This is a genomic window from Azospirillum sp. 11R-A (assembly GCF_049472615.1).
GTDB classification, from domain to species: Bacteria; Pseudomonadota; Alphaproteobacteria; order Azospirillales; family Azospirillaceae; genus Azospirillum; species Azospirillum palustre.
On record NZ_JBCEBL010000018.1, the window covers coordinates 110,380 to 128,479 of the forward strand.

An 18,100-nucleotide genomic window follows, 5' to 3' on the forward strand; every position below is an offset into this window, starting at 1 on the left:
TGGAGCAACCCCTGGGCGTTCAGCGCCGATGCCTGCCCTCGTCCGCCGTCAAGGCGCCGACCGCCGCGCCGGCGGCACCGCCCAGCAATCCGCCATAGACGGCGCTGCCGCCGGTGACGGCACCGATGGCCGCACCGCCGGCCGCACCGATGGCGCCGCCGGTCAGCGCGCGGTTCTCGCGATGGTTCAGGTTCGAACAGCCGCCGAGCAGGGTCGCGCCGATCAGCAGCGCCATCGCCCCGGTGGTGAATGTCCGCATGGTGGTCTTCATCGGTCTCTTCCTTCGAACACAGGCACGTCGATAAACCGACCGCCACCCTGCCGTCAGGCCGGGAACAGGCGGTCAAGCTTATGTTTGGTGAGTGGCGCCGGTCCTTGCTGTGACCATTTAGGGGTATCGGACTGATCCGCTCGCGGTGCCCCACTCCTTTTGGATTGCAGCCGGTACGGAAGGTTGGGCGGATGTGCGGCATGGACAATGCGGCGCAGCGTGTACGCCAATTCCGGTGTGCGGCACCAGAAATAACGCTATTCGTATTATGGTTACCAAATGGTGTGGTAAGACCACATAAATTGTGTATGGGCGTTTACAAATAGTTTGAAATTTTTCGATGAAAACTTCTTGTGATTTGGCTGGGAAACCCTTTAGGACCTCATCCATTACCCCTTGGGGAAGACAGAGATCGGCTCCGGCTGCGGGTGTGCAGACGCCCAATGCCGAAAGGCCGACACTGGGAAGACCAGAGATGACAATCGACGATAGCGACTTAGACAGGAACCGGCCGCTCCGCTCGCCATCCGACTCTCCGATGGGGCGGATCGTCGAGATGGCGTTCAGCGGCCTGTGGGTGATCCGGCAGCGGGGCGTCTTGGCGGAGATTGGTGGACGGCTCTTTTGGTCCGACCGCGCTTCGCTGGAGCAGGCTGCCGCGCGGGCCGGCATTCCGCTGTCCGCCGATGTCGTGCACACCGGCCGTCTCGACACCGACTGCTTAGACCCCGGCCGCCGCTAGCCGGCCACCGATGGGGACGGTCCATTCACCTTCCGGGGGATGGAACAACGACGAACGGACAGTTGCATCGGCGGCAGGCTGCTCCCAATATCCGGAGGATCGGCAAAGGTCAGAACCGGCCGTCCCGCAATCTCCGTTTCATTGGGGCCTATGGAAGACATCGACCGCCAAAGAGCGCTTGCCTATTTCGAAAGGCTGGGAAAAGAGCGGGTTCGACTCTATACCGCCATCGACTGCGACCGTTATCTCGGTGACTGGCAGGTCCGTGAATTGGCCGATCAGTGGCTTGATGCCAAGAATGCGGAAGACGGGCCGCGCCAGTTGGGGTGGCCGCTGCTGCGGCGGCTGCTGTCCAACCGCCGCCCCTGATCCCATCGCCCCTCACCCCCGCTCCGGAAACAGCCCCAGCAGCCCTTCGCGTGAGGCGGCGCAGACGCCGCGTTCGGTGATCAAGCCGGTCACCAGCCTTGCCGGCGTGACGTCGAAGGCGTAATTCGCCACCGGGCTGCCGTCGGGGGTGACGCGCACCGTCTCGATCCGGCCATCGGCGGTGCGGCCGGTCAACTCGCTCACCTCACGGCCGTCGCGCTCCTCGATGGGAATCTCCCGCACACCGTCGGCGATGGTCCAGTCGATGGTCGGCGAGGGCAGCCCGACATAGAAGGGCACGCCGTTGTCGTGGGCGGCCAGCGCCTTCAGATAGGTGCCGATCTTGTTGCAGACGTCGCCGGTCGCGGTGGTGCGGTCGGTGCCGACGATGCACAGATCGACCTTGCCATGCTGCATCAGGTGGCCGCCGACATTGTCGGCGATCACGGTGTGGGGAACGCCATGCTGCTGCAATTCCCAGGCGGTCAGGCTGGCGCCCTGGTTGCGCGGCCTCGTCTCGTCCACCCAGACATGCAGCGGAATGCCCTGTTCGAAGGCGGCATAGACCGGGGCGAGCGCCGTTCCCCAATCGACGGTGGCGAGCCAGCCGGCGTTGCAGTGGGTCAGCACGTTGACCGGTTCCCCCGGTGCCTTGCGTGCCGCCGCGGCGCGGATCAATGCCGCGCCGTGCAGGCCGATGGAGCGGTTGATCTCCACATCCTCGTCGGCGATGGCCGCAGCCTCCGCCTCGGCGGCGCCGATGCGCTGCGACGCGGGCAGGGGTGCCAGCCGGCGGCGCATGCGTTCCAGCGCCCAGCGCAGGTTGACGGCGGTCGGGCGGGTCGCCAGCAGGGTGGTGCAGGCCTGTTCCAGCCCATGGTCGCTGGCCTCGGTTCGCAGGGCCAGCGCCACGCCATAGGCAGCCGCCGCACCGATCAGCGGGGCGCCGCGCACCAGCATGGCGCGGATGGCGTGGGCGGCCTCCTCCAGGCTGGTCAGGCGGACGACGGCGAAGTCGTGCGGCAGCTTGGTCTGGTCGATGATGGCGACGACACCCTCGCCGTCCGGCCAGATGGTGCGATAGGCCGTCCCGTCGATCCGCATAAAACTATCCTCCCCATGCCTGCTGGAGTCTTGCCAAGTCCTTACCAACGCGGGATGACTTTGTCGGCACCCCACAATAGGTGGTGGCCGCTGCCGCTTCAACACGGGTAGCGTTCGGCGGAACCGTCACCCGCCGGGCGGTGTTACCGTTTCCGGCTAAGAATGAAGTGGCCGTATCTCCAGATGGTTTCCGACACGATGCCGTTGCGCGCGCTGCGTTCCCAATCCTCTCCGCTCTACCGGCTGCCCGGTTCGGCGCTGGTCCTGATCGCCTGCACCGCCGCGGTTCTGCTGACCATCGGGCTGTCGGCCGTCTTCGCCTGGCGCGACCGCAACGAGGCGGTCCAGCAGGCGACCGGCGTCGCCGGCAACATCGGGCTGCTGGCGGCGGAGCATGCCGCCCGGCTGATCGAGTCGGGCGACCTGCTGCTGACCCAGACGGCGACCTTGGCCGGTCAGGCCGGCACGCTGCTGCCCGACGATGTGGCGACCCGCGATCGCATGGCCCTGCTGGCGGCCAGCGCTCCCCATGTGGTCGGGCTGGAGATCCGCGATGCTGCGGGCGCCCTGCGGCTGTCGAGTCTGCCGGACGCAGCGCCCGGCGCCGGCATGACGGCGCTGAAGCCGAATGGCATGACCATCGGCAGCGGCCGGATGGGCAGGCGCGCGGTGGTTGTCCTGGCGCAGCCTCTGCCGGGCGGTACGGCCGCCAGCGGTTCCGGTGCCGCGCCGCGCGGCTGGGCGGTGGCGGGGCTCGACGCGCGGGCCTTCCGCGATGTCTACCGCTCGCTCGACGTCGGCTACGGCCACAGCATCTCCATCATGCTGCCGGATGGAACGCCGCTGCTGCGCGAGCCGGAGGGCGGCGGTACCACGGGCGGCAATCCCGGGGATGAAGCCGCCAGCCACGCCGACGACATCACCGTGACCCGTCCGATCGGCGACACCGGCCTGTCGGCCGCGGTGACCATCACCACCGAAAGCGTCCTGCGGCGCTGGAGCGAGCGGCTGTGGATTTACGCCGCCTTCGCCGCCGCGGCCTGCGCGACGGTGGCGGTGATCGGCGCGCTCGCCATCCAGCGCGCCCGGAAGGAGCGCGAGGCCGAGGACGCCCTGCAACACGCCTACGACACGCTGGAGGAGAACGTCCATCAGCGCACCGCCCAGCTGGAGCGGGCCAACGCCCAGCTGGAAGCGGCGGTGACCGACAAGGAGGTCCTGCTGAAGGAGGTTCAGCACCGGGTGAAGAACAACCTTCAGGTCATTTGCAGCCTGCTGCGCCTGCAAGCCGCCCGCATCGACGAGAGGGCGCGGCGCGGCTTCGACGAGAGCCTGCGCCGCATCCAGACCATGAGCCTGCTGCACGAGCTGCTCCACCGTTCGGCCGAGCCGGCGCACATCAACTTTGCCGACGCGCTGCGCCAGATGTGCGACGGGCTGGTCCGTTCCGACAATCCGACGGCCGCCCGGTTGGAGCTGGAGGCGCAGGACTGGATCGTCGATGCCGACCGCGCCACGCCGCTGGCCATCGCCACCAGCGAGCTGGTGTCCAACGCCCTGCTGCACGCCTTCCCGCATGGTCATCCGGGAACGGTGCGCGTGCTGCTGGAGCGCGAGGAAAACGGCATGCGGCTGATCGTGCGCGACAACGGCGTCGGGCTGCCCGCCGGCATGCCGAGCCAGCACAAGCGCCCAAGCCGCGGCGGCGCCAGCAGCGGGCTCGGCCTTAATCTGGTGCAGGCGCTGTCGCACCAGGCCGGCGCCACGCTGAAGATCGAGCGCGACGGCGGCACCATCTTCACCCTGACCATTCCCAACCTGCCGGTCCGCCAGCACGCCAAGTCAGCGGCGTAAGGAATCAGCGGCGTAAGGAAAGGGACCGGACTGAAAACGGAAAGGGCCTCCCCATCCTGCCGGACGGGGAGGCCCTGACCCTGTGCGGCCGACCGCAGGGCGGCCGGTGCGGTGACTACTCCAGCATGCTGCGTAGCATCCAGGCGGTCTTGTCGTGGATTTGCAGGCGCTGGGTCAGCAGGTCGGCGGTCGGCTCGTCGCTGCCCTGCTCGGCCAGCGGGAAGACGCCGCGGATGGTGCGGGCGGCGGCCTCGTGGCCTTCGACCAGCTGGCGGATCATGTCGTTCGCCTTGGGAACGCCCGCCTCTTCCTTGATCGAGGCCAGCTGCGCGAACTGCGAGAAGCTGCCCGGCGCCGGATAGCCCAGGGCGCGGATACGCTCGGCGATCTCGTCCAGCGCGGTCCACAGCTCCGTATACTGGGTCATGAACATGGTGTGGAGCGTGTTGAACATCGGACCGGTGACGTTCCAGTGGAACGAATGGGTCTTGATGTAGAGCGCGAAGGTGTCGGCCAGAACCTTGTTCAGCCCTTCGGCGATGGATTTGCGGTCTGCGTCCGAGATCCCGATGTCGATCTTCATGCTTCGATCCTTGTTGTTGGGTCCTGCATCATACCCCGGCTCTAGCGCGGCCGTAACCGGCCTCAGCCCCCGCGGCCCCGGGACAAGAGCTTGGGCGCAGGCGGATCGTTTCAAGTCCGATGCGACCAAACTTCGCGGGCATGCGATGAACCCCAGGACCCATGCCGTCCTCTTCGTCCGCTCCCGTCAGCCCGCCCGAAGCCGGCCGATGAAGTTCGTTACCTCGCGGTTCAGCGTCACCGCCTGGCCGTCCAGCAGTTCCGCGGCGCGCAGCACCTCGCCGGCGGCGGTGCCGGTTTCCCCGGCGCTGGCGGAGACGGTGGCGATGGTGTGCGAGACCTCGGTGGTGCCGGCGGCGGCCTCCTGCACGTTGCGGGTGATCTCCTGGGTGGCGGCGGCCTGCTGTTCCATGGCCCCGGCGATGGAGCCGACGATCTCGTCGATGCCGACCACCGTTTCGCCCACCCCCTTGATCGCGGTGACGGCGGCTCCGGTCACGCCCTGCATGGTGGCGATCTGGGCGCCGATCTCCTCGGTGGCCTTGGCGGTCTGGGTGGCGAGGTTCTTCACCTCGCTCGCCACCACGGCGAAGCCCTTGCCGGCCTCGCCCGCCCGCGCCGCCTCAATGGTCGCATTCAGCGCCAGCAGGTTGGTCTGGGCGGCGATGGAGTTGATCAGGCCGACGATCTCGCCGATGCGGTGGGCGGCGTCGGACAGTCCGACGACATGGGCGTTGGTCTCCTCAACCGCCCGCACCGCGCCGCGCACCATGTCGAAGGACCGGCGAACCTGATCGCCGATCTCGGCGATGGAAGCCGACATCTCCTCCGTCGCGGCGGCGGCGGTCTGGACGCTGATGCCCGCCTGGGCGCTGGCGGCGGCGACGGTGGCGGCCTGCCGGTTGGTGCTGTTGGCGCGCTCCAGCATGCCGGCGGCGTTGCTGCGCACCTGATGGGCGCCGGAACCGACCAGCTGAACCACCTCCGCCACCCGGACTTCGAACAGGTCGGCCAGCTCCTGGATGGCGCGGCGTTTCTCCGCCTCGGCGTCCGCCTTCTGGCGCTGCTGGTCGGCGGTCAGCCGCTCCACCTCGCGGGCGTTGGTCTGAAACACCTCCAGCGCGCGGGCCATGGCACCGATCTCGTTGCGCATCCAGCCGCCTTCGACCACGGTGCCGAGCTGTCCGGCGGCCAGATCGGCCGTGTTGCTCGCCAGCCGCCGCAAGGGGCGGGTGATGGAGCGGGCGAGCAGCAGCCCGGCCGCCATCATCGCCAGCAGCAGCCCGCCCATCACCAGGGCGAAGTCGCGGCGGGCCGATGCGGCGGCATCGCGGGTGGCCTGGGTGGCGGCGGCGGTGGAGCGGCCGATGGCCGCCTGCGTCTCCATCACCTTGGCGGTCAGGGCGGCGAACTGGTCGTCGGAGTGGGCCATCATCGGGATGCCGATCAGGCGGTCGATGGCCGCCATCTGGTTCATCTCGTCCACCGCCTTGGCATAGGCGCCGATCCGCACCGACACTTCGTCCAGCATCGTCCGCTCCGCCTCGATCAGCGGCATGGCCCGCAGTTCGGCAATGGCGGCGCGCGCCCTGCCCAGGTTGGCGGCGATGGCGTCGCGCATGGCCTGGAGCTTCTTCTCTTCGATCCCGGACCCCGACAGGGCCAGATGCCGGGACACGTCGCTGTGGATGACGTAGGCGATGGCGACCAGCCGGTCTATGCGGCCCAACTGCTCCGCCGCCTCGCGGTGGATGGCGTCCACGGCGCCCAGGGCCTGTTCCGACTGCCGGTCGGCCAGCACCAGCGCCGCCACCGTCAGGACGATCCCCATCAGGGGGGCTGCGAACACACGGCCTGCCACAGACAGGCCGGACAGACGCGCAAAGACACCGCCGCTCATGCTCACCCCCAACAGTTCCGCCTCCAACGGCCCTACCCGCCGGTCACCGCCCTATGCAGGAGCCGTCACTTGTAGATGCCGACATAGGCGACCAGTTCCTGGCCCGGCACGCGCTTCACGTAGGTGATCTTCGGTTCGATCCTATTGCTGGCGGGGTTCAGCCAGCGATACTCGACCCAGCCCTCGCTCTTGTCCTTGGCGACGGCCAGCACGTCCTGGACGATGAAGCGGCCGTCCGGGTCCTTGACGTTGATGACGCTCTGGCCGACGCCGGCCGGACGCGGCGGGTAGACTTTCCACACGCCGGCGAAATCGATGACGTTGACGTAGATCTCACCGTGCTTGTACGGACCGTCGGCGTTGAACGCCTTGGCGGCCTCGTCCAGGCCCTGGGCGGCGATCAGGTCCACCGCCTTCAGTGTGATGGACTTCGCGTCCTCCTGCGTCGGCTTGGCCTGCTCGGCGACGGCCGGGCTGGACAGCGGGGCGGAAACGGCAGTCCCGACGGCAATCAGGGCGACCGCCAGCAAACGAAACCACAGGCGCATGTGCTTTTTCCCCAAGAAATGCGGGACGGCCGGCAGACGCCGGACGCCCCTGACATGTTTTATCCGGCCGTCATCGCCTTCGCGTGCGGCCATTTTCCCGAAAGGCTACTATCAGAAGGTTTCATGCGTTTGTCCGCTGCATTTCTATGCGATCATATTGCATTGCAACATAGCAATATTGCAAATGAATAGCCGGCAGGTGCACTCTCCGGCGGTATCGCCTTGCATTTGAACGTATTGGCCGTGCGGCGAGAGCGGCTGGGCGGGTATGGACAAGCCATTCGCGCGCCGATGCGGCTTATCAACGCATTGGTCCCTCCCACAGCCCGCGCGTGACGGTTTGCCGCCCCTTTTTTCCATCGACAGCCGCGCCGTTCGGGTGGAGCATCGAAAGTCCGATGCGGGCGCCCCGCCGGCTCCGGACCCGATGCGTTTTCCCAGCGCCCGTCCGTCGCCGCCCGTCGCCCGATCCGGACGCAATCTTCTGGAAAAGTGCCAGTTCTTTAAAGTGCCAGTCTGAAGTGCCACACGCGAACGGGCCGCCCCGGCGGCCGGCGCCGGCGGCCCCTTTCCCGCCCTGGCCCCGTCCCCCGGTCACGACAGCCCGAAGCTTCGACGGGAGGTGTGAATGCCGCATACGCAAATCCGGACGGCGCGCTGCGCGGCGCTGGTCGGCCCCTATCTCGCCGGCAAAACGACACTGCTGGAAAGCCTGCTGTTCGCCGCCGGGGCCGTCACCCGCAAGGGCAGCGTGCGCGACGGCAATGCCGTGGGCGACAACTCGCCGGAGGCGAAGGCCCGGTCGATGAGCACCGAGCTGAACGTCGCCTCCTTCGATTATCTGGGGGAACGTTGGTCGATCCTAGACTGCCCCGGTTCGGTGGAACTGGCGGGGGAGGCACAGGCGGCGCTGATGGCCGCCGACATCGCCATCGTGGTGGCGGAGGCCGCACCGGAAAAGGCGGTGCTGCTGGCCCCGCTGTTCAAGGTGCTGGACGATCACCGCATCCCGCATCTGCTGTTCATCAACAAGATCGACACGCTGGGCGATATCAGGGTGCGCGACGTCGTCGCCGCCTATCAGGAGGTCTCGACCCGCAAGCTGGTGCTGCGCGAGGTGCCGCTGCGCGAGAACGGCCAGATCACCGGGCTGGTCGATCTGGTCAGCGAGCGTGCCTGGCGCTTCAACCCGCACAAGCCGTCCGACCTGGTCGCCCTTCCCGATGGCGCCCGCGACTGGGAGGCGGAGGCGCGGCAGGCGATGCTGGAATCGGCGGCCGATTTCGACGACGGCCTGCTGGAAAAGCTGCTGGAGGACATGGCTCCCGACAGTGCCGAGCTGTACGAGACGCTGGCGCACGAACTGGCCGACGACCTGATCGTGCCGGTCTTCTTCGGGTCGGCGGAGAACGACAACGGCGTCCGCCGCCTGCTGAAGGCACTGCGGCACGAGGGGCCGGAGGTTGCCACCACCGCGGCCCGCATCGGCATCCCGGCCGACGCGGCGGTGGCGGCGCAGGTGGTGAAGACGATGATGGGGTCCCATGCCGGGAAGCTCAGCCTCGCCCGCATCTGGCGCGGCACCGTCACCGACGGCATGACGCTGGGGGCTGAACGGGTGTCCGGCATCTTCCAGCAGTTCGGCCGCGACCAGACCAAGGTGCCGCAGGCCGTCGCCGGCGATCTCGTGGCCCTCGGCCGGCTGGAGAAGGCGGCGACCGGCGACCGGTTGACCGAGAAGGCCAATCTCGGCCCGCCCGCCGACTGGCCGGCCGCCGCCCCGCCGGTGCATGGGCTGGCGCTCCGCGCCGAGAACCGCAATGACGAGGTGAAGCTGTCCGCGGCCTTGCAGAAGCTGCGGGAGGAGGACCCGTCCCTGACGCTCGACCAGTCGGCCGAGACCGGCGAACTGGTGCTGTGGGGCCAGGGCGACGTGCATCTGAAGCTGGCGATGGACCGGCTGCGCAGCCGATTCAACGTCGCGGTGAGGGGCCAGCCGCCGCAGGTGCCCTACAAGGAGACGATCCGCAAGGGCACCGGCCACCATGCCCGCTTCAAGCGCCAGACCGGTGGCCATGGCCAGTTCGCCGACATCCATGTCGAGATCCGGCCGTTGCCGCGTGGGTCGGGCATCCAGTTCGAGGATGCGGTGGTCGGCGGCGCCGTGCCGCGCCAGTACATTCCGGCGGTGGAGGCCGGCGTGCGCGACGCGGCGGTGCGCGGGCCGCTGGGCTTTCCGGTCGTGGATTTCGCGGTGGCGTTGACCGGCGGCCAGTTCCATGCCGTCGACAGTTCCGACATGGCCTTCAAGACGGTGGCGCGGCAGGCGATGGCCGATGCCCTGCCGACCTGCGAGCCGGTGCTGCTGGAACCGATCCTGACCGTCACCATTGCAGTCCCCAGCGCCTTCACGCCGAAGGTTCAGCGTCTGGTCAGCGGACGGCGCGGCCAGCTGCTGGGCTTCGATGCGCGGCCGGGCTGGCCCGGCTGGGACGAGGTGAAGGCGTGCATGCCCCAGGCCGACATGCAGGATCTGATCGTGGAACTGCGGTCGCTGACCTTCGGCGTCGGCAGTTACAGCGCCGAGTTCGAACGGCTTCAGGAGGTGGTCGGCAAGGCGGCCGACCGGGCCGTGGAAATCCGCCGCGACATGCTGGCGGCACAATAGACGAAGGAACCGCTCCACCGCCCGGCTGGCGGGCGGTGGAGCGGTTCCTCATTAGCCGATCTTCTGGCCTTACCCGATCTTCTGCTTGGCCATCGCGCCCAGACGCAGGCGGAGCGCGTTCAGCTTGATGAAGCCTTCCGCATCCTTCTGGTTGTAGACGCTGTCCTGCTCGAAGGTCACATAATCCATGCGGTACAGCGAGTTGGGCGACTGGCGGCCGACGACCGTGACGTTGCCCTTGAACAGCTTCAGACGGACGGTGCCGTTGACCAGCGACTGGGTCTGGTCGATCAGCGCCTGGATGGCCAGACGCTCCGGGCTCCACCAATAGCCGCAATAGATCAGCTCGGCGTAGCGCGGCATCAGCTCGTCCTTCAGGTGGCCGGCGCCACGGTCGAGCGTGATGCTCTCCATCGCGCGGTGCGCCACCAGCAGGATGCTGCCGCCCGGGGTCTCGTAGACGCCGCGCGACTTCATGCCGACATAGCGGTTCTCGACCAGATCGAGGCGGCCGATGCCGTTCTCGCCGCCCAGGCGGTTCAGCTCGGTCAGCAGGGCTGCCGGCGACAGCGCCTTGCCGTCGATGGCGACCGCGTCACCGTTCTTGAACTCGACCTCGATGTAGGTCGGGGTGTCCGGCGCCTTTTCCGGGGCGACGGAGCGGGTGTACATGTCCTCGTCCGGCTCGACCCACGGATCCTCCAGCGCCTTGCCCTCGTACGAGATGTGCAGGAGGTTGGCGTCGGTGGAGTAGGGGGCCTCGCCGCGCTTGTCCTTCGCGATCGGAATCTGGTTCTTCTCGGCGTAGTCCAGCAGCGTGGTGCGGCTGTTCAGGGTCCATTCGCGCCACGGCGCGATGACCGTGATGTCCGGGCGCAGGGCGTAATAGCCCAGCTCGAAGCGGACCTGGTCGTTGCCCTTGCCGGTGGCGCCATGGGCGACGGCATCGGCGCCGACCATGTTGGCGATCTCGATCTGGCGCTTGGCGATCAGCGGCCGGGCGATCGAGGTGCCGAGCAGGTAGGTGCCCTCGTAGAGCGTGTTGGCGCGGAACATCGGGAAGACGAAATCGCGCACGAACTCTTCGCGCAGATCGTCGATGAAGATGTTTTCCGGCTTGATGCCCAGAAGCTCGGCCTTCTTGCGGGCGGGCTCCAACTCCTCGCCCTGGCCGAGGTCGGCGGTGAAGGTCACCACCTCGCAGGCGTAGGTCTCCTGAAGCCACTTCAGGATGACCGAGGTGTCGAGGCCGCCCGAATAGGCGAGCACCACTTTCTTGATCTGTTTGCCGGACGCGCCGCTCATGGGACTGCTCTTGCAGTAGAGAAAGGTAAGGCCGCGACCGTACGGCCTTTCCCGCCCGCCTTCAAGCCCTGCCGGCGCCGATCTGCCCCTGGGAATGACTGGGACCGGCTACTCGATCTTCTCGCCGGGGTAGGTGCCCCAGAAATCGGCGCGCTTCATCCAGCCGCGATAGCCCTTCACATCGACCTCGCACCACTCGTCGCGGCACTTCTTCAGCGATCCGATGACGCCGGGCTCTGCCCGCGCCACCACGGCGCCGTCGCCGCGCGGCGCCTCATAGATCGCGCGGGTCTGGCCGACGATCAGCACGCCGCGGCGTCCCGACAGCGCGCTCTGGTGCACCCAGCCTTCCGCCCCCTCCCAATCGCGGATGCGGCGCCAGGTGTCGAATTCCTGGATGATCTCCACCGGCATGTCCTTGCGCTTGAACACCCATTCGATGGGGTAGCTGCCGTTGGGGCCGGAGCGCAGGTTCACCTCGCCGACGCGCACGGTGACGAAGCGGGGGATCGGCAGGCCCGACGCGTGGGTCGGGTCCTTCCCCTCCGCGGCGAACGCCGCGCTCCCGCCGCCCACGAAAAGCCCCGCCCCCAACCCCGCGATCAGGACCAGAGCGGCGAGGACGGAGCGGCGGACAGGCATGGCGGCACCGGAACAGGGATAAGGGAGGGCAAACCGGGCCGCACTATAGAGACCACCCGTTCGATAGGGCAAGCATCGCCACCCCGCCGCCACCCCCGATGCCGTGCCCATCGGACGGTGCGGCCGGCTTGCCGCAGGGTGGCCTTTCGCGACGGACTTCTGGACAGTCCAACGACCGCTTGGTATGGCAACCATGGACCGGAGCAGCCCGTGCCGAGACCTTCAGATGCGGGCAGCCGGGGCAAGGGAGGACCAGCACCGATGACCGACAAGAAGAAGCCGCTCGTTGTCGTCACCCGCAAGCTGCCGGACGTCATCGAGACGCGCATGATGGAGCTGTTCGACACCCGGCTCAATCCGGACGACGTGCCGCTCACCCCTGCCCAGATGCAGGACGCGATGAACATCGCCGAGGTGCTGGTGCCCACCGTCACCGACCGTATCGACCGCGCGCTGATCGAGGCCGCCGGGCCGCAGCTGCGGCTGATCGCCTCCTTCGGCACCGGCGTCGACCACATCGACCTGAAGGCAGCGCGCGAGCGCGGCATTGTCGTCACCAACACCCCCGGCGTCCTGACCGAGGACACCGCCGACATGACCATGGCGCTGCTGTTGGCCACCGCGCGCCGCGTGGCGGAGGGCGAGCGGCTGGTCCGCTCCGGCCAGTGGACCGGCTGGGGTCCGACCACCATGCTGGGCCACCGCATCAGCGGCAAGCGGCTGGGCATCCTGGGCATGGGCCGCATCGGCTCGGCGCTGGCCAAGCGGGCGCGCGCCTTCGGCATGTCGATCCACTACCACAACCGCCGCCGCGTCCATCCGGAGCTGGAGCAGGAGCTGGAGGCGACCTACTGGTCCAGCCTGGACCAGATGCTGGCGCGGATGGACATCGTGTCGATCAACTGCCCGCACACGCCGGCCACCTATCATCTGCTGTCGGAACGCCGGCTGAAGCTGCTGCGCCCGCACTGCTACATCGTCAACACCTCGCGCGGCGAGGTGATCGACGAGGTGGCGCTGACCCGCATGCTGTCGAAGGGCGAAATCGCCGGCGCCGGTCTGGACGTGTTCGAGCATGAGCCGGCGGTCAACCCGAAGCTGCTGCGGCTGGACAATGTCGTCCTGCTGCCGCACATGGGCTCCGCCACCATCGAGGGCCGCATCGACATGGGCGAGAAGGTGGTGATCAACATCAAGACCTTCAGCGACGGCCACGCCCCGCCCGACCGCGTCCTGGAAGCGCTGCTGTAAGACGCAGTTCCCTTCCCCTTCGGACGGGGGAAGGGGCCGGTCAGGGCGCGGAGGCTTCCAGCGGGGCGGCCTCCCGTGCCGGGACCTCCTGCAGCTCCGCCTCCAGCCTTGCCTTGGCGGCGGCGGCCAGCTGCTCGTCGGCTTGGATGCGGGCCATGTCCTCCGGTGCGACGGCGCCGGCGGCGATCACCAGCTCGGCGAAATCGGACAGATAGACGCTGCCCTTCACGGTGCGCTGGACCAGCACGTTGCGCTTGTCCTCGGCATCGCGTTTGCGCTTGACGAAGCCCAGGACCGACAGACGGTCGAGTGCACGGGTCACCGCCGGCTTGGAAATGTTCAGCAGGGACGCCAGACCGCGCACGGTGTGCGGCGGGTCGGTCAGATAAACCTGGAGAAGGATCGCCAGTTGCCGCGCCGACAGGTCCGGCGCGTCCTTGCGGACGCTGGCGACCAGCGCGGTGCGCCACAACCCGAGCGCCTTGAGGTTCCGTGCCATGCCTCCCCCCGGAAAGCCGCGTGCGGTTCCGCAACCGCAGCACGCGCCGCGAAGTGTCGCTTACCCGAACGATGCAGGCAAGACTTTCGCGTTCCCGGGAGAGGGACGGCGCTGGTGCCCGCCTACTTTCCGTCCCGCTTCAGCACCACCGGCTTGGCCGTGCCGGTGACCAGCAGGTTTCCGCCGGCGAGCGGAACGACGGTCAGGCTGCCGCCGGCCGACACCGGGGCGAGGCTGACCGCCTGCTTGGCGGCGTTGGCGGCAGGCTTCACCCCGCCGGGGACCTCCTTGGGGTCGAAGAAAGCGTCTTCTCCCTGGCCGGCGACATCGTAACCCGTGCATTCGCTGCCGACGCAGATGCTGGTCTCGTCGATGCGCGCCTTTCCGGTGGGGGCGTTGAAGGGCGCATTGTCCGCCCCGCCGCCGCTCCAGCTCCAGCTGCCGCGCAGCCAGTCCGGCAGGCGGGTGTCCTTCTGGACCTCCAGATTGTCGGTGATCAGGCCGATGCTGCCATTCAGCCCTTGTGTGGCCACCGCCTCGGCAATCTTGCGGGCTTCGGCGGCGGGGATGCCGTAGCGGGTGGCGATCTGCGGCGTCCAGGCCGTCACCGCACCGTCCACCGCCTTGCGCAGGCGGTCGTCCCAGCCGGACGCGATCCAGCGCTGGTTGGACCAGCCGGAGGCATCCTTGACCAGCTGGGGCAGTTGCGGGGCATCGGCGCCCTGATCGGCTCCCTGATTGGCGACGAACAGGCGCGGATCGACCGCCGACTTCATGCGGTCGATGCCCATCTGGCGGTAGGTGGCGAAGCGGATGGTGCCGGTGCGGTTGGAGGCCGCCTCCAGCATCGGGGCGAGCAGGTCGTCAACCGCCTTCCAGGCTGGGGTAGCGAGCAGGGCCTTGTCGTCGGGGCAGGCGGGATAGGCGCCGAAATTGTCGCGGTTGCTGCCATAGAGCGGCTCCATCGCCTTCCAGGCCGCCGCTCCGCGCTTCTCCATCACCGAACAGGGCCACGCCATCTCCACCTCGTCGCTGACGACGCGCAGAGCGGTGAGGAAACCGTCGTCGGTGGCGAGATCGACCCCGGAGGCCGTCTCGCGGGCATAGGAATCCTCGATGCCGGCGATGGCCTCGCGCAGCAGCGCCTCCGCCTTCGCGCGGTCGGGGGAGGGGCCGAAGCGCAGCAGGTAGGCGTTCCATCCCTTGCCCAGCCCGCCGCGGATTTCGCCAAGCCGTTTGCCGGCGCCGGCCGGATCGCCAGCGATGCCGTCGACGATGGCGGACATCGCGGCGACCGCCTTCGGCATCGAGTCGGACAGAGCGGTGCGCCGGGCATCCAGCACCGGGCCGAGGCAGGAGCCGGGAGTGGCGGCGGTCGCACACTGGTTGCGCTGCGCCAGCCAAGCCCGCTGTTCCGTCCGCAGCCGGTCACGGTCGGCGGCTGCGGACAAATCCTGCAACGCCTTGTAGAGGCCGGCGATCTCCCGGTCGGCGTCGGCCAGCTTGGGATCGGCGCAGATCGCCTTTTCCACCGGCGTGGAGGCCGCCTTGCAGTCGAAGGACGGCTCAGCCCTTGCGGCCCCGCCGACGATCATGATCGAGAGCGCAGCCGCCGCCCCCGCCAGCATTGCGCCGCCGATGGACGGCTTCCCGTTTTTGCGCTTGTCCATAACCGCTCGGTTTTTCTCTGCCCGGCCCATCATGCCTTCCTGGGACTGTGATTCGCGGAAGATACGGAATCCGTTGCGGCTTGTCCTCTGCCTCCCTGCCAATTCCGAGGAGCGGCAATCAAAGAAAGCAGTCAAAGAAAAGCGACTGCGATTGCGGCGAAATGGCAGCTGGCCGCGGTCAGCACGAACAGGTGCCAGACGGCGTTGTTGTAGGGCATGCGATCCATCAGGTGGAAGACGACGCCGACGGTGTAGACCAGCCCGCCGGCGACCAGCAGCCACAGGGCTGGCGCCGACAATGCCGATCCAAGCGGTTCCAGCGCCGTGACCACCGCCCAGCCCAGTCCGAGGTAGAGCGCCAGCCCCAGCCGGTTGAAGCGACCCGGAAAACGCAGCTTCAGCGCGGCACCGAAGGCGGCCCCGCCCCAGACGGCGCCACCCAGCCCGATCCCTTGGCCCAGCCCAAGCGTGAAGGGCGTGTAGGTGCCGGCGATCATCACGAAGATCATGGCATGGTCGACTCGCCGCAGCACCGCCTTGCCGAAGCCGGGCGGGGCGAGGTTATAGGCGGCCGAGGCCGTCAGCATCCCCACCAGACCCAGGCCGTAGACGGTCAGCGCCAGCGCCGTATGGACCGGCACGGCGCCGGAAAACACGCCTTCATTCAGCAGCCAGACGAAACCGGCGAGGCCGGCGGTGACGCCGATGGCATGAACGACCGCATCGGCCCGCCGCTCACCGACGCTGTAGACGGGAAACTGGTGGGCATCCGGCATTGGCACACCGCTTCGGTCGACGCAAAGAGAGAAGTCGGCCGCCGGAGTGGGGCCTGCGTCGAACATGGTGTGCCGGCAGCGGCCACGCCAGCGGTCCTGTCCGATGGAAAGAACCCGGCGGGCGCTGCTTCGGCGAACCGCTTATGCCGGACGGAACGGCCGCGTTACGCCGTCACTCCGCTGCGAAGGCCACGGCCGCGGTGTGGCGGTGGCGCGGCATCGGCTCCGACAGGTTGGCGGCCTTGCGGAAGTAGCACAGGGCATAGACACGGACGCAGCCGGTGAGATTGTCGCAGTCCTGGCGTTCGGCATCGATCTTCGACACCAGTTCGCTCATCGTCATGAACTCGCGGGCGCAGATTTCCTCAAGCGACTCCCACTCCACCGGCATCAGCTTCATGCTGGTCCGCTTGCCGTTCACCCTGATGTTGCGCATGTGCATGGGAGAGCCCTCCGTTGCTGATGCATAAATGGGTATGCGAAACGGCGGCGTGTGTGCTGTGAAGTTTTTCACAGGGAAAATGACCGCTCCGAGCGGGGAGCCGTCGAAGGGCCGGGCGGGCATCATGGGATCGACATCGGATCGGGGGACAGCATGACACCAAACGAAGCCTTGCGTGCGATCATGAACGAGGCGGCGGCGGCGCGTTCCGCCCTGTGCGAGAACGAACTGGTTATCCGTCTGGACAACATCCTCGCCATTGCCCGCGAAGCGCTGGTGGGGCAGGACGGGGACGAAATGCCGCAGCCGTCACGGAACGAAGGCGGTGGCTGTCCGGAGCGGTGAGAGGGACATCGCGGTCACATCCAAGGTGCTGAGACAATTGGTCACGCGTGGTCGTAAGTCTGCACAACTTCGCACACCCACGAATTGCATAGGGGAGTAACATTCCGGACTTACCTCCGTCGTTCCCGGCCTGGAAAATCAGGGAGGGCAGGCGGAGGACTTCTCAAACCGAAATGGGACTTCCCAGGCAATGGTTCCGACCCCGACTCCGACCTGCATCCTCCGCGGCACTTACGTTCGTTCCATGTTCGGCGATGTGCCCGTCGAAAGCCTGAAGATCGGCGATATGATCAAGTCGTCGGTGACCGGTGAGTTCCGTTCGATCCGCTGGATCGGCAGGCGTCTGCTGGCGGGTTCGTCCTTCGATACCGAGCATCTGCGCAAGGTCCATCTGCCGGTGCGGATCGCCCGTGACGCCATCGCCCGGAACATGCCGTCCCGCGATCTCTATATCTCCCCCAGCCATGCGCTGCTGATCGGCGAGTACGGTGTTTCGGCCCGTCTGCTGATCAACGGCTCGTCGATTCGGCAGGTGGATGCGATGGAGGAGATCGAGTATTTCCACATCGAACTTGACAGCCATGACGGCATGTACGCCGAAGGGCTGCCGGTCGAGACCTACCTCGAAGCCGACAACCGTCAGGCCTACGACAACGCTGCCGAGTATGAGGCGCTGTATCCGGGAGACGATCCGCGCATTCAGGAACCCTGTGTGAAGATCGACATTCCGCTGGCCGCGCTGGAGCAAATCCGCAAGAACGTCAACAAGCGCGCCGAGCAGATCGAAACGGCCGAACTGGCCTGAAGCCGAACTTGGCCCGCCTGTGGGCCGAATTGTCGAATGCAAGAGAGGGCCGTCCTGTGGGGCGGCCCTTTTGCGTTGGCGGAGGCATATCGAGCCAGCGGGCGGCGTTCGGCATGCCCCCGGTTCGGCCGGGCGTCCCATCCCCGGTGATGACCTGCCGGTGGGAATGATGCGCTGGGCAAAGACAGACCTCACCTGCCGGCCACCTTGCAGCCGGCCATAGCAGCCAGCCGGAACGATGCAGATTGTGGCCCCCAGCGTAGACCAACCCCTGTGCACATAAAAAAACCGCCGCTAACCCGATGGATTAGCGGCGAGTTGAACAGG

At 67.5% G+C, this 18,100-nt stretch carries 18 protein-coding genes; 7 read left to right on the forward strand and 11 right to left on the reverse strand.

Annotation, left to right across the window (positions count from 1 at the left end; translation table 11 throughout):
* Positions 1-19: 19 nt before the first annotated feature.
* Entirely contained in the window at positions 20-271 is a 252-nt protein-coding gene (locus VH569_RS22595) for a hypothetical protein (RefSeq protein ID WP_377808410.1), read from the reverse strand.
* A gap of 475 nt (positions 272-746) precedes the next feature.
* Here VH569_RS22595 and VH569_RS22600 point away from each other — a divergent pair, with 475 nt between their 5' ends.
* Together VH569_RS22600 and VH569_RS22605 are read left to right on the forward strand one after the other, a co-directional pair.
* Entirely contained in the window at positions 747-1,013 is a 267-nt protein-coding gene (locus VH569_RS22600; RefSeq protein ID WP_423318094.1) for a hypothetical protein, read from the forward strand.
* A gap of 150 nt (positions 1,014-1,163) precedes the next feature.
* Entirely contained in the window at positions 1,164-1,382 is a 219-nt protein-coding gene (locus VH569_RS22605; RefSeq protein ID WP_423318096.1) for a hypothetical protein, read from the forward strand.
* A gap of 12 nt (positions 1,383-1,394) precedes the next feature.
* On the opposite strand, the gene mtnA is transcribed toward VH569_RS22605, so the two are convergent.
* Positions 1,395-2,486 (reverse strand): S-methyl-5-thioribose-1-phosphate isomerase, encoded by a 1,092-nt coding sequence (gene mtnA, locus VH569_RS22610; RefSeq protein ID WP_423318098.1) that lies wholly within the window; start codon positions 2,484-2,486, stop codon positions 1,395-1,397.
* 183 nt (positions 2,487-2,669) lie between these two features.
* Here mtnA and VH569_RS22615 point away from each other — a divergent pair, with 183 nt between their 5' ends.
* Positions 2,670-4,340: a sensor histidine kinase gene (locus tag VH569_RS22615; protein WP_423318099.1), complete on the forward strand. Its 1,671-nt coding sequence runs from the start codon at positions 2,670-2,672 to the stop codon at positions 4,338-4,340.
* A gap of 115 nt (positions 4,341-4,455) precedes the next feature.
* Here the strand turns inward: VH569_RS22615 and VH569_RS22620 are convergent, their stop codons facing one another.
* The 3 genes from VH569_RS22620 to VH569_RS22630 form a co-directional block, all read right to left on the reverse strand.
* On the reverse strand, positions 4,456-4,923 hold the full coding sequence (locus tag VH569_RS22620; protein WP_098738879.1) for a Dps family protein: 468 nt from the start codon (positions 4,921-4,923) through the stop codon (positions 4,456-4,458).
* Between the two features lie 186 nt (positions 4,924-5,109).
* Positions 5,110-6,771 carry a methyl-accepting chemotaxis protein gene (locus VH569_RS22625; protein WP_423318101.1) on the reverse strand — a complete coding sequence of 554 codons (1,662 nt, stop codon included), beginning with the start codon at positions 6,769-6,771 and terminating at the stop codon, positions 5,110-5,112.
* A 116-nt stretch (positions 6,772-6,887) separates the two neighbouring features.
* Positions 6,888-7,370 (reverse strand): cache domain-containing protein, encoded by a 483-nt coding sequence (locus tag VH569_RS22630; protein ID WP_395458983.1) that lies wholly within the window; start codon positions 7,368-7,370, stop codon positions 6,888-6,890.
* Between the two features lie 628 nt (positions 7,371-7,998).
* Here VH569_RS22630 and VH569_RS22635 point away from each other — a divergent pair.
* Entirely contained in the window at positions 7,999-10,038 is a 2,040-nt protein-coding gene (locus tag VH569_RS22635) for an elongation factor G (protein WP_423318102.1), read from the forward strand.
* Positions 10,039-10,107: 69 nt separating this feature from the next.
* Here VH569_RS22635 and VH569_RS22640 read toward each other — a convergent pair whose 3' ends face one another.
* The gene (locus tag VH569_RS22640; protein WP_423318104.1) at positions 10,108-11,343 is read right to left on the reverse strand and encodes an argininosuccinate synthase; all 1,236 of its coding nucleotides are present in this window, start codon (positions 11,341-11,343) and stop codon (positions 10,108-10,110) included.
* A 108-nt stretch (positions 11,344-11,451) separates the two neighbouring features.
* A complete protein-coding gene (locus VH569_RS22645) occupies positions 11,452-11,985 on the reverse strand; it encodes an SH3 domain-containing protein (RefSeq protein ID WP_423318105.1) in 534 nt (177 codons plus the stop codon).
* A 261-nt stretch (positions 11,986-12,246) separates the two neighbouring features.
* On the opposite strand from VH569_RS22645, the gene VH569_RS22650 reads away from it, so the two are divergent.
* Entirely contained in the window at positions 12,247-13,236 is a 990-nt protein-coding gene (locus VH569_RS22650; RefSeq protein ID WP_174474226.1) for a 2-hydroxyacid dehydrogenase, read from the forward strand.
* Between the two features lie 40 nt (positions 13,237-13,276).
* On the opposite strand, the gene VH569_RS22655 is transcribed toward VH569_RS22650, so the two are convergent.
* The 4 genes from VH569_RS22655 to VH569_RS22670 form a co-directional block, all read right to left on the reverse strand.
* Positions 13,277-13,735, reverse strand: a complete 459-nt coding sequence (locus VH569_RS22655; protein WP_109096634.1) for a MarR family transcriptional regulator — start codon at positions 13,733-13,735, stop codon at positions 13,277-13,279.
* A gap of 122 nt (positions 13,736-13,857) precedes the next feature.
* Entirely contained in the window at positions 13,858-15,405 is a 1,548-nt protein-coding gene (locus VH569_RS22660; RefSeq protein WP_423318107.1) for a lysozyme inhibitor LprI family protein, read from the reverse strand.
* A gap of 131 nt (positions 15,406-15,536) precedes the next feature.
* Entirely contained in the window at positions 15,537-16,181 is a 645-nt protein-coding gene (gene trhA, locus VH569_RS22665; RefSeq protein ID WP_391348426.1) for a PAQR family membrane homeostasis protein TrhA, read from the reverse strand.
* A 172-nt stretch (positions 16,182-16,353) separates the two neighbouring features.
* Positions 16,354-16,623: a ribbon-helix-helix domain-containing protein gene (locus VH569_RS22670; RefSeq protein ID WP_098738887.1), complete on the reverse strand. Its 270-nt coding sequence runs from the start codon at positions 16,621-16,623 to the stop codon at positions 16,354-16,356.
* A gap of 153 nt (positions 16,624-16,776) precedes the next feature.
* On the opposite strand from VH569_RS22670, the gene VH569_RS22675 reads away from it, so the two are divergent.
* Together VH569_RS22675 and VH569_RS22680 are read left to right on the forward strand one after the other, a co-directional pair.
* Complete coding sequence (locus VH569_RS22675) at positions 16,777-16,968, forward strand: hypothetical protein (protein ID WP_395458987.1); 192 nt, start codon at positions 16,777-16,779, stop codon at positions 16,966-16,968.
* A 190-nt stretch (positions 16,969-17,158) separates the two neighbouring features.
* Complete coding sequence (locus VH569_RS22680) at positions 17,159-17,773, forward strand: Hint domain-containing protein (RefSeq protein WP_423318110.1); 615 nt, start codon at positions 17,159-17,161, stop codon at positions 17,771-17,773.
* The last annotated feature ends 327 nt before the right edge of the window (positions 17,774-18,100 follow it).

Coding starts and splice junctions, on each gene's coding strand:
- VH569_RS22680 (WP_423318110.1), top strand. CDS start 17,159: ATGGTTCCGACCCCGACTCCGACCTGCATCCTCCGCGGCACTTACGTT.
- VH569_RS22630 (WP_395458983.1), bottom strand. CDS start 7,370: ATGCGCCTGTGGTTTCGTTTGCTGGCGGTCGCCCTGATTGCCGTCGGG.
- VH569_RS22620 (WP_098738879.1), bottom strand. CDS start 4,923: ATGAAGATCGACATCGGGATCTCGGACGCAGACCGCAAATCCATCGCC.
- VH569_RS22635 (WP_423318102.1), top strand. CDS start 7,999: ATGCCGCATACGCAAATCCGGACGGCGCGCTGCGCGGCGCTGGTCGGC.
- VH569_RS22600 (WP_423318094.1), top strand. CDS start 747: ATGACAATCGACGATAGCGACTTAGACAGGAACCGGCCGCTCCGCTCG.
- VH569_RS22595 (WP_377808410.1), bottom strand. CDS start 271: ATGAAGACCACCATGCGGACATTCACCACCGGGGCGATGGCGCTGCTG.
- mtnA (WP_423318098.1), bottom strand. CDS start 2,486: ATGCGGATCGACGGGACGGCCTATCGCACCATCTGGCCGGACGGCGAG.
- VH569_RS22655 (WP_109096634.1), bottom strand. CDS start 13,735: ATGGCACGGAACCTCAAGGCGCTCGGGTTGTGGCGCACCGCGCTGGTC.
- VH569_RS22640 (WP_423318104.1), bottom strand. CDS start 11,343: ATGAGCGGCGCGTCCGGCAAACAGATCAAGAAAGTGGTGCTCGCCTAT.
- VH569_RS22670 (WP_098738887.1), bottom strand. CDS start 16,623: ATGCACATGCGCAACATCAGGGTGAACGGCAAGCGGACCAGCATGAAG.
- VH569_RS22605 (WP_423318096.1), top strand. CDS start 1,164: ATGGAAGACATCGACCGCCAAAGAGCGCTTGCCTATTTCGAAAGGCTG.
- VH569_RS22660 (WP_423318107.1), bottom strand. CDS start 15,405: ATGGACAAGCGCAAAAACGGGAAGCCGTCCATCGGCGGCGCAATGCTG.
- VH569_RS22615 (WP_423318099.1), top strand. CDS start 2,670: ATGGTTTCCGACACGATGCCGTTGCGCGCGCTGCGTTCCCAATCCTCT.
- VH569_RS22645 (WP_423318105.1), bottom strand. CDS start 11,985: ATGCCTGTCCGCCGCTCCGTCCTCGCCGCTCTGGTCCTGATCGCGGGG.
- VH569_RS22675 (WP_395458987.1), top strand. CDS start 16,777: ATGACACCAAACGAAGCCTTGCGTGCGATCATGAACGAGGCGGCGGCG.
- trhA (WP_391348426.1), bottom strand. CDS start 16,181: ATGCCGGATGCCCACCAGTTTCCCGTCTACAGCGTCGGTGAGCGGCGG.
- VH569_RS22650 (WP_174474226.1), top strand. CDS start 12,247: ATGACCGACAAGAAGAAGCCGCTCGTTGTCGTCACCCGCAAGCTGCCG.